Raw genomic sequence first — 9,768 nt, forward strand, 5'->3', positions numbered from 1 at the left:
ACACCAGACCGGGAGTCAACGGGCTCAGCAGTCGACGCCGACGACGCCGGTCACGCCGCACACGATCCGACCGGTGCCGTCGAGGACCCGGCCGGGCACCTCCAGGACCTCGCCGGCCGTCCCGCCGCCGCCGGTGTTGCCACCGGTGCCGGGCTCGGGGAGTTCCGGCTCGGGCTGGCTGGGCGCCGGCGGGCCGCCCGGTGCCGACGGGACCGACGGCACAGCAGGTGCCGGCGCGGGTGCCGGCGCCGGAGCCTGACGCCCGGGGGTGGTTCCGGGGGCAGGCGCGCCACCCGTCGGCGCGTTGGTGGCGGCCCGTCCCGGTGTGCCGGTTCCGGCGCCGGGAGCCCGGGTGCCGGCATCGGTCGCCGGCGCCGCAGTGGTGCCGGGCCGTGCACCCGCCACGGTGGTGTTCCGGCCGCCGCCGGGGTTCTGCGTCGAGCTGGCCGTCGTGGTCGCCGCACCCGCTGGTGGGGGTGTGGCCTCGCCGACGGAGCCTACGAGTCCGGTACCGACGGAGAGTCCGGTGGCCGTGACCAGGGCCAATGCGGCGGCCCCGAGCGTGATCAGCGTCCCGCGCTTGCGCCGCGACAACCGCGGGGCGGGCTCGGTCAGCGGAGTGCTCGGAGCCGGGACGATCTCGCGGAGCGGCCGGTCTTCGGGTGAGGCCGGGACGATCGATGCGGTCGTCGCGACGGCCGCGGGAGTGATCGCCGACCGCTGCGCGGAGAGCGCCGCGCCCGCCAGGAGCGCGCCACCGGCTGCCGATGCGGAGGCCGGATCGGAGTCGAGGACGACCGGCAGGCGCAGGGTCGAGGACAGCATCTCGGTCACGAGTGGGATCGCGGCACCGCCGCCACCGAGGACAACCGCTGTCACCCCCGCCGGCTTCAGTCCTGCGGCAGCCGTTCCGGAGTCGACACCGCTCGCGGAGGCGGCAAGAGCTTCGCGGACGAGGGCAACCGATTCCATGACGGGCGCGCGGAGCAGATCCTCGATGTCGTCGCGGACCAATCGCGCCTCGGTGTGGACGGCTCCGATCCGCACTCCGACGACGGTGTCGGTGTCGACCGACAACGACTCCTTGGCCCGTCGGCAGTCGGCGCGCAACCGATTGACGTCGTCGAGGATCGCATCACTGCGCTGCAGATCGGCCAGACCCGAGTCGACCTCGGCGTCGGCACCGGTCACCCGGAGCGTGTGCGCGAGCACCAGGCGATCGAACTCGTTGCCGCTCACGGTGTCCAGGTGCACGGGCCGGCCGAGGCGGACCGGGTCGGAGCCGGTGGCCAGGACGGAGACGGTGAGGCCGGCGGCGCCGAGATCGCAGACGACGACGGTGCCCTCGCCGAAGGCGCCCTCGGCGTGTTCGGCGGCGGCCAGGATCGCCCGCGATTCGGGCACCCAGGTGGTCGACTCCGCCGGCACCGTGTCGGGGTGGGCCGCGAGCGCCGCCCGGGCCTCGTCGACGGCTTGATCGGTCCAGTTGTCCGGATACACGACACTCATGTGCAGATCGTCGAACGACGTCGAGTCCGCGCCGAGGTCGAGCCGGGTGATCAGCGCCGCGACCGCGTCGGCGTAGATGTCGGCGGCCGCGATCGTGCGTCCGTGCTCGTCGAGCATCGGTACCGGGTCGCCGACCCGTCCGAGGAAGTCGTCGGCATCGACCAGAGCGGAGGTCTCGACCGAGACCGCACCCTCCCAGGACTGTTTCGAAGCAGCTACCGCGACGCTGTTCGCGGTTCCGATCTTCACACCGATCCCGATGGCCATGACGGTCACTCCTGTTCGCACCTGCAGACGGTGGTCGGTGACGGTCGCTCATCTCGTGAGCTCACCGTCGATGTCACGTGCCCCGGCCCCGGCGGTGCACTTCACCCAGTGTGTCGCGTACCGGTCCCCGGGTGTTAGCCCTGGCCGGAGATTAGGGGGAAAGTCCCGACACCCCCACCCGTGCGGCGGACGAGCCCCGATCCCCGGTCGGATCCCCTATGCCACCGACGAGACCCCCCTCCGCCACAGGACTGGGGATTTACCCCGATGTCGTCGCGCGCCGAAGTCCATACGGTCGAACTCGACACGGGATCGAACTCCGATCTCCCCGACGCAAGGAACGACGCCATGCCGACCAACGCGGTACTCGACTTCATCCTCGGTCTGCTTCGCGACGAGGAATCCTTCAACGCCTACTGCGGCAACCCCCAGGCCGCCATCGACCGTGCCGGACTCACCGGCATCACCCCGGCCGACGTCTCCGCGGCGGCCCCGCTGGTGGCGGATGCCGGTCTGGCCGGCGGAGCCGCCGGTGGACTCGGCGCGATCATCGGTGCCGGCGGTGGAGCAGTCGGCGGCGCAGTCGGCGGCGGCGTGGTCGGCGGAGGCGTGGTCGGCGGAGGCGTGGTCGGCGGAGGCGTGGTCGGCGGCGGTATCGGTCTGGGCGGCCTGAACCTCGGCGACATCAACCTCGGCGGTGGCGACGTCGACTTCGGTGATGTGAACATCGGCGGGCTCGATCTCGGCGGCCTCGGCGTGGGTGGACTCGACCTGGGCGGAATCGCTCTGGGCGACATCGACTTCGGCGGCCTCCTCGGAGGCATCGGGCTGGGAGACATCGACCTCTCCGGTCTGTCCCTGGCCGATCTCGACCTCGGCGGTATCGCATTCGGTGACCTCGACCTCGCCGGCCAGCTGGCCGTCGCACTGGGTGCGGCGCTGGCGGCCGGTGTCGGCGCCGGCGGCGCGATCGCAGCACAGTTCGGTGCGGCACTCGGAGCCGCTCTCGAAACGATCGTCGACGGCGGACTCGAGCTCGGCGCGGGCATCGGCCCGGTCATCGCCGGATCGCTGGCCGGTGCGATCGGCGCCGAAGGCGCTCTGGTCGCGCAGCTCGGTGCGTCGCTCGACGCGCTCCTCGCCGCAGGTGCCGACCTCGGCCTGGGACTCGGCGGCGGCCTCGCCGCACAGCTGTCCGCGGCACTCGGCGTGGGTGGCGAACTCGCCGGCTCCTTCGGTGCGACGCTGGGCGGTCTGCTCGGTGCCACGATCGGCGCGGGCGGCGCACTCGGTGCCGACCTCGCGGCCGCGCTCGGTGCCGGCCTCGGGGCCGGCGGCGCACTCTCGGCGGTCCTCACCGGCGCACTCGGCCTCGGTGCCGAGCTGTCCGGAGATCTGACCGCGGCTCTCACCTCCACTCTCGACGTCGCCGGCGACCTCTCCGCGACGCTGTCGGGTCTGCTCGACGCGCAGGCCATCGCCGATCTGTCCGGCGAACTCGGCGCCACGCTCAGCGGCGCCCTCAGCTCGACCCTGGCCGCGGGCGGTACGGCCGCCGCGTCCCTCGGCACCGCACTGGGTGTCGCCCTGACCTCGACTGCAGCAGCGACCGGCGGCCTGGTCCTGACCGGCGCGGCCGGTGCGAACGCCGTGCTCGGTGGCGCCTTGACCGCCGCACTCGGTGTCGGCGGCGGCGCTCAGGCCGGTCTCGCCGCGGCGCTCGAATCCGTTCTCGAAGTCGGCGGGATCGTCGACATCGAGGCACTGCTCGAAGCGGGCGGCGACCTCGGCACGACGCTCGCGGGCGCCCTGGCCGCCGGCCTCGAGGTCGGTGGCGAGGCTGCTGCTGATCTCGGAGCGGCACTGGGCGGCACCCTGGCCGCGGCCCTCGAAGGTGGCCTGGCCGCCGACCTGACCGCAGGCCTCGGCGGCGCCCTCGAGACCGGACTCGGTCTCGGTGGTGCACTCGGAGCCGGGGTCGGTGGCGCACTGGACGCAGGTCTGGGTCTCGGTGCCGGACTGGGCGCCGGCCTCGGTGGCGCGGTCGAGGGCGCACTCGGCGGCGGCCTCGGGGTCGTGGGCGGGCTCGGCACCGAACTCGGTGCCGCACTCAACGGTCTGTTGTCGGCCGGCGCAGGCCTCGACACCGCGCTGAGCACGGTGCTCTCCGGCGTCCTGGGTGCTGCCGCGGGTGCCGACCTGGGGGCGGCCCTGGGCGGTGCGCTCGAGCTGGGCGGCGTTCTCGGTGCCGACCTCACGGGTCTGCTCGAGGGCGGCCTGGCGACCGACCTGGCCGCGCAGCTGGGCGCGATCGTCGGCGGTGGCGGCGACCTCGCAGCCGGACTCGGGGCCACCCTGGGCGGCGTGCTGGGCGCGACCACCGGCATCGAGGGCATCCTCGACGCCGCGGCCGGCGCCGGCCTGAACCTCGGCGAACTGCTGGCCGCGGATCTGGGTGGTGCTCTCGGTGTCGACGGCGCACTGATCGCGCAGCTCGGTGGGGCGCTGGACGCCGCTCTCGACGCCGGCGCAGGACTCGGCCTGGTGACCGAGACCGCAGCCGACCTCAGCGGGACCCTCGAGGCCGTGCTGGCAGCCGGCGGCGATGTCGGCGCCGACCTCGGCGCGTCACTGGGCGCCGTCCTCGGGACCGCGTTGAGCGGGGAACTCGGTGGTTCGCTCGCCGGCCAGCTGACGGCCGGAGCCGACCTCCCCGCGGCCCTCAGCACCGTTCTCAGCACCGCGCTCGACGTGGACCTGTCGGCCACCGACGGCCTCGTCGCCACCCTGGACTCGACCCTGGAGGCCACCGGTGGCCTCGGCGGCGCGCTGACCGGTGAACTCGAGGCGATCATCAACCCGAGCCTCATCCTCTCCCCCGAGGGCACCATCACCGTCGGCGGCCCGATCCTGGTCACCGAATCACTCGGCGGCACGGTCGTCGACAGCCTCACCGGCAACCTGGGCGCCGGGACCCTGGCCGGCCTGGGCACCGTGGCCGAGACCGGCACGGACCTGGTCGCTGGACTGGACACCACCCTGGAGGGCGGACTCGCCGGCACCCTGGAAACCGGACTCGGTATCGGCGACGCCGCGCTGGGAGCCACCGCCGGTCCGGTGCTCGACGGTGCCCTGGGTCTCGACACCGGCGCCGGCCTCGGCGGCGGACTGGGTGGGGACCTCGGCCTGGGTGGCGACCTGGGCCTGGGCGGCGCGCTCGACACCGAGCTGCCGGCAGACGTCACCGCGGAGCTGACCACCGCGATCTCCGGCACCGCCGGCGGGGCGGTCGACGCGGTCGGCGAGACCGCGGGTTCGCTCGAGACCGGGATCGGCGGCACCCTCGACACGACCGTCGGCGGCACCCTCGACACGACGACGGACATCGTCGGCGGGGTGGCCGGTGGACTCACCGGTGGCGCGGTCGCCGGTGGCGGAGTCGACGCGGGTGGCGGTGCCGGTGCGGAGGGCGGCCTCGACCTCGGCGGCGCGACCGACACCGACGCCGGACTCGGCGGCGCACTCGACACGACCGTCGGCGGCGTGGCCGACACGACCGCCGGTCTCACCGGCGGATTGACCGGGGGCCTCACCGGAGGCCTGACCGGTGGCCTCGGTGGCGACACAGACACCGGGATCGGCGTCGACACCCCGGACGCCGGACCCGAGGCCGACTGACCCCTTCAGGTCGGCAACCCGCCCCGGGACCGCCCATCGCTCCAGCAACCCTGGACGTGGGCCGGCCCCGGGGCGGTCCTCGTCCGCGTCCCCTCAACCGGCCCGACCGCGGTCGCACCGACCGGCCACATGCGAAAGCCCGGCCGATGCCGACCGGACGCGCCGACTCACCGCTACCGTGAGGACACCATGACGACTCCACCCGCCGAACCGCCTCGAGTCGGCCGGCACGCAGCCGGTCGGGACGCCCAGGACCCCGCCCCGGCCCGGACACCGCCGACCCCGGCCACACCGGCCACACCGGCCCGATCAGCACATGCCGCCGTCCCGTCCCGGACGTCTCCGCCCGCGACGACGCAGTCGCCCAGCACCATCGGCGACCTGCTGGCCACGATGTCCGAGGTGGCCCGGGAGGCCGGTCGCAACGATCTCGTCAGCCGGCTCGACGGCGCGCGCACCCGGATCACCGACCCCCGGCTGCGGATCGTCGTGGTGGGTCAGCTCAAACAGGGCAAGAGTTCTTTCGTCAACGCCCTGCTCAACCTCGACGTGTGCTCGGTCGGCGACGACGAGACGACCGCGGTCCCGACCGTCATCTCACACGCCCCGCAGCCGGCGGCTCATCTGATCGTCGACGGCCCGTCGACAGACAACCGCATCCCGGTGCCGATGGACGCCATCGCCGGCATCACCCCCGACTCCCCGCTCGCCGGAGGCCGCGAGGTACTTCGCCTCGAGATCGAGGCACCCGGCCCGCTGCTGGCCGACGGCCTGGTCCTCGTGGACACCCCCGGCGTCGGCGGCCACGGGCACCCGTATGCCGCAGCAACATTGGGCATGGTCGCGGCGGCCGACGCAGTGCTCGTGGTGTCCGATGCCAGCCAGGAGTTCACCGCACCGGAGATGTCGTTCCTCCAGCAGGTGGCCGGACTGTGCCCGACGATCGCGTGCCTGATCACGAAAACCGACCTGTATCCGCACTGGCGGGCCATCGTCGACGCCGACCGGGCGCATCTGCAGACCGCGGGCCTCGACATCCCGCTGCTCCCGGTGTCGTCTGTGCTCCGTACGCACGCGCTGCGCCTCGGCGACGAGAAACTCAATGCGGAGGCCGGATTCCTCGAGCTGTACCGCTACCTGCGCGAGCGCGTGGTGGCGACCGCCCGGCAGGCGACCCGCACCACCGTCGCCACCGACCTGCGCGTCGTCAGTGAACATCTCGCCCTCACGCTGAGCAGCGAGCTCGCCGCCCTGCGTGATCCGGAGACCGCCGGCCGCGCCGTCGGAGCACTCCGGGAGGCCAAGTCCGACGCCGAGGCCATGCGCCGGCAGTCCGCCCAGTGGCAACAGACGCTGGCCGACGGGATCGCCGACCTCGCCGCCGACATCGACCACGACCTGCGGGACCGTCTCCGCGCGGTGACCCGGGAAGCCGAACGGGCGATCGACGAGGGCGATCCGGGGGTCGACTGGGAACAGTTGAGCGACTGGCTGGCCGACCAGACCGCGGCGGTCGTCGGCGACAACTTCGTCTGGGCGCACGAGCGGTCGGTGTGGCTCGCCGAGAGAGTCGCCGACCACTTCGCGGCCGCCGGTCAGAACTCGCTCCCCGACATCGACGTCGCGGACCTCACCGGCGTTCTCGACTCCGTCGCCGAACTCGCCGAACTCGACAGCGGCAGAGTCGGTGTCGCCCAGAAGCTGCTGATCGGCATGCGCGGCTCGTACGGCGGTGTGCTGATGTTCGGGCTCATCTCGACGATGGTCGGCATGGCGCTGATCAACCCGGTGTCCGTCGGCGCCGGGTTGCTGCTCGGCACCAAGGCCTACCGGGACGACAAGGAGGCCAAGGTTCTCGAGCGCCGCGCCAAGGCGAAGGTCGCCGTCCGCTCGTTCACCGACGACGTCAGTTTCCAGGTCGGCAAGGAGTCCCGCGACCGGTTGCGGGTCATCCAGCGGGTCCTCCGCGACCACTTCAGCTCGGTGGCCGAACAGACCGCCCGGTCGATCTCGGAATCCCTCAGTGCCGCACAGTCTGCCGCGACCCTCGCCGATTCGGAGCGATCCGGGCGGGTCGCCGAACTCGAGTCCCGGCTCACCGCGGTGGCCGCCCTGCGCAAGGCCGCCGATCACCTCGACCCCGACGACCCCGCCACGGAGCTCCCCCGCCGATGACCGACATCGCCCGCGTCCGAGCACTTCTCGAGGCCACCCGCACCGCCCTCGCCGACGACCCGCGTGCACAGGCCGAACTCGACGTGTGCGCACACCGGTTGTACCAGCCGGTGCGGGTCGCGCTGGCCGGCTCGCTCAAGGCGGGGAAGTCGACTCTGCTGAATGCCCTTGTCGGACAGGACATCGCCCCCACCGATGCCACCGAGTGCACGCGGGTCGTCACCTGGTACCGCAACGGCCGGTCGCCGTCGGTCACCGCCCACGTCGACGACGGCCGCGCGGTCGGCATCCCGGTCACCCGGATCGACGGCCGGCTCGGCTTCGATTTCGGGCGCCTCACCGCCGAACGCGTCGACCACCTGGACGTCGAATGGCCGGCACGGGCGCTGCAGTCGACGACCATCGTCGACACCCCGGGCACGGCGTCGCTCTCGACCGAGCTGTCCGCGTCCACGCTTCGGCTCCTCACCCCCGACGACGGCCTGTCCGGCGTCGACGCCGTCGTCTACCTCCTGCGTTCACTGACCGCCACCGACACGACGATGCTGCGTCGTATCGGGTCCGCCATCGGCGGCTCGTCGGGTCCGCTCGGCGTGATCGGCGTCGTCTCCCGGGCCGACGAACTCGGCGCGGGCCGGATGGACGCGATGATCTCGGCCCATCAGATCGCCGGGCGGTTCGCCGGTGAGCTCGAACGCACCGGGCTCTGCCAGGCGGTCGTCCCGGTCGCGGGACTCCTGGCCCTCGCCGCCCGCACGATGCGGGAGGTCGAGTTCCGCGCGCTGGCACAGCTGGCGTCGACCCCGGGACCCGACCTCGAGGCGGCATTGCTGACCATGGACAGGTTCTCCCGGCCCGACATCCTGCCCGACATCCCGGCGGACCTGCGTCGTTCGCTGGCCGAACGCTTCGGCGCCTTCGGGATCCGGATGGCGGTCACGCTCATCCGCTTCGGCGCCACCTCGTCGTCAGCGCTGGCCGCCGAGCTCGTCGAGCGCAGCGGACTCTCCGAGTTGGGTGCCATCATCGACACCCAGTTCGGACAGCGCGCGGACCAGCTCAAATCCCATTCCGCTCTGGTGACGATGGATCATCTGCTGGCCGCGTCACCGTCGGCGGGAGCCCGCGACGTCCGCGCCTCGGTCCGTCGGGAACTCGCCGACGTGCACGGGTTCCGCGAATTGCGCCTGCTCAGCACCATCCGGGCCGGTGGCGTCGACCTGCCCCCCGACCAGACCGCCGAGGTCACCCGACTCATCGGCGGTTCGGGTATCGACCCCGCGGCCCGGCTCGGGCTGCCACCGACCGCCGATGTGTACACGCTGCGAGACGCCGCCATCGACTCCGCGCGTGTCTGGCGGGCACGTGCCGGCCACCCGCTCCTACCGCCGTCCTCGGCGTCGGCGTGTCAGGTGGCGGTGCGCAGCGCGGAGGGCATCGTCGCGCAACTGGGCGCGGCCGTCCAGGCCGGCGGCAACGGCGGGTTCAGCGCAGGGATGCCGTGACCGACCGGCTGTAGGAGAACCCGGTGGCGATCACCGCGACGAGTGCCGCGGCCGCCGGAATCCATTGTGCGAGAACCGGAAATCCTACATCGGCGAGAGCGGTCGCGGACGGACTCACCGTGAGGTGAAACGCCCCCGCGCCGGCCACGGCGACGACTGCCCCGACGGTGAGGATGGTCCGACCGGACCGTCGGCTGTCCCAGAGCCGGGCAGATCCGTACAGGCCCAGGACCACCACGATCCCGGCGATGACCGCGCCGACCATCAGCGAGATGTCGACAGCGCGTGCGGCGTCGGTTCCGCTGTCCGGATTGGCCCGAACCAGGTCTGCGGCCAGGGTGGCCCGAATGTCGTTGAGGGACAGCAGTGTCAGTCCGACAGTCACCACCACCAGGGCCAGCGAGATCAGCCAGCCGAGAATCACGTACCGGATGGCGGAGGCGCGTCCGACCGGCCGTTGCGGGCGCATCGGTGTGACGGCGACGCGCGGGCGGGGCGGTGGGGAGGCGTCGGCGTTCGACATTCCTCGATGGTAGTGCCCATGTGGGTTGCCACTCCCCGAACTCGACGCACCTCGTGTCTCGTCCCTATCGTTTCTCGTCCACATCGGCCGGTGTCCCCCGATCGGTGGAGG

Annotated in this window: 5 protein-coding genes; 3 read left to right on the forward strand and 2 right to left on the reverse strand. The window is 72.8% G+C overall.

Going from position 1 to position 9,768, the window contains the following annotated elements:
* Window positions 1-24: 24 nt before the first annotated feature.
* Window positions 25-1,776 (reverse strand): Hsp70 family protein, encoded by a 1,752-nt coding sequence (locus tag AMD30_RS21785; RefSeq protein ID WP_055477077.1) that lies wholly within the window; start codon window positions 1,774-1,776, stop codon window positions 25-27.
* Between the two features lie 348 nt (window positions 1,777-2,124).
* On the opposite strand from AMD30_RS21785, the gene AMD30_RS21790 reads away from it, so the two are divergent.
* The 3 genes from AMD30_RS21790 (at window position 2,125) to AMD30_RS21800 (ending at window position 9,134) form a co-directional block, all read left to right on the forward strand.
* A complete protein-coding gene (locus AMD30_RS21790) occupies window positions 2,125-5,454 on the forward strand; it encodes an IniB N-terminal domain-containing protein (RefSeq protein ID WP_035718352.1) in 3,330 nt (1,109 codons plus the stop codon).
* Between the two features lie 189 nt (window positions 5,455-5,643).
* A complete protein-coding gene (locus tag AMD30_RS21795) occupies window positions 5,644-7,629 on the forward strand; it encodes a dynamin family protein (protein WP_084817349.1) in 1,986 nt (661 codons plus the stop codon).
* Window positions 7,626-9,134 (forward strand): dynamin family protein, encoded by a 1,509-nt coding sequence (locus tag AMD30_RS21800; protein WP_010844916.1) that lies wholly within the window; start codon window positions 7,626-7,628, stop codon window positions 9,132-9,134. The genes AMD30_RS21795 and AMD30_RS21800 overlap by 4 nt, the downstream gene beginning before the upstream one ends.
* Here AMD30_RS21800 and AMD30_RS21805 read toward each other — a convergent pair.
* The gene (locus tag AMD30_RS21805) at window positions 9,115-9,657 is read right to left on the reverse strand and encodes a hypothetical protein (protein WP_010844917.1); all 543 of its coding nucleotides are present in this window, start codon (window positions 9,655-9,657) and stop codon (window positions 9,115-9,117) included. The two genes, AMD30_RS21800 and AMD30_RS21805, sit on opposite strands and share 20 nt — an antisense overlap.
* Window positions 9,658-9,768: the final 111 nt, after the last annotated feature.

This window comes from Gordonia sp. HS-NH1 (assembly GCF_001418765.1).
In the GTDB taxonomy this organism is placed as follows: domain Bacteria; phylum Actinomycetota; class Actinomycetes; order Mycobacteriales; family Mycobacteriaceae; genus Gordonia.

What these genes read in the sequence shown, in the direction of transcription:
- AMD30_RS21790 (WP_035718352.1), top strand. Translation starts at nt 2,125, where the DNA reads ATGCCGACCAACGCGGTACTCGACTTCATCCTCGGTCTGCTTCGCGAC.
- AMD30_RS21805 (WP_010844917.1), bottom strand. Translation starts at nt 9,657, where the DNA reads ATGTCGAACGCCGACGCCTCCCCACCGCCCCGCCCGCGCGTCGCCGTC.
- AMD30_RS21800 (WP_010844916.1), top strand. Translation starts at nt 7,626, where the DNA reads ATGACCGACATCGCCCGCGTCCGAGCACTTCTCGAGGCCACCCGCACC.
- AMD30_RS21785 (WP_055477077.1), bottom strand. Translation starts at nt 1,776, where the DNA reads ATGGCCATCGGGATCGGTGTGAAGATCGGAACCGCGAACAGCGTCGCG.
- AMD30_RS21795 (WP_084817349.1), top strand. Translation starts at nt 5,644, where the DNA reads ATGACGACTCCACCCGCCGAACCGCCTCGAGTCGGCCGGCACGCAGCC.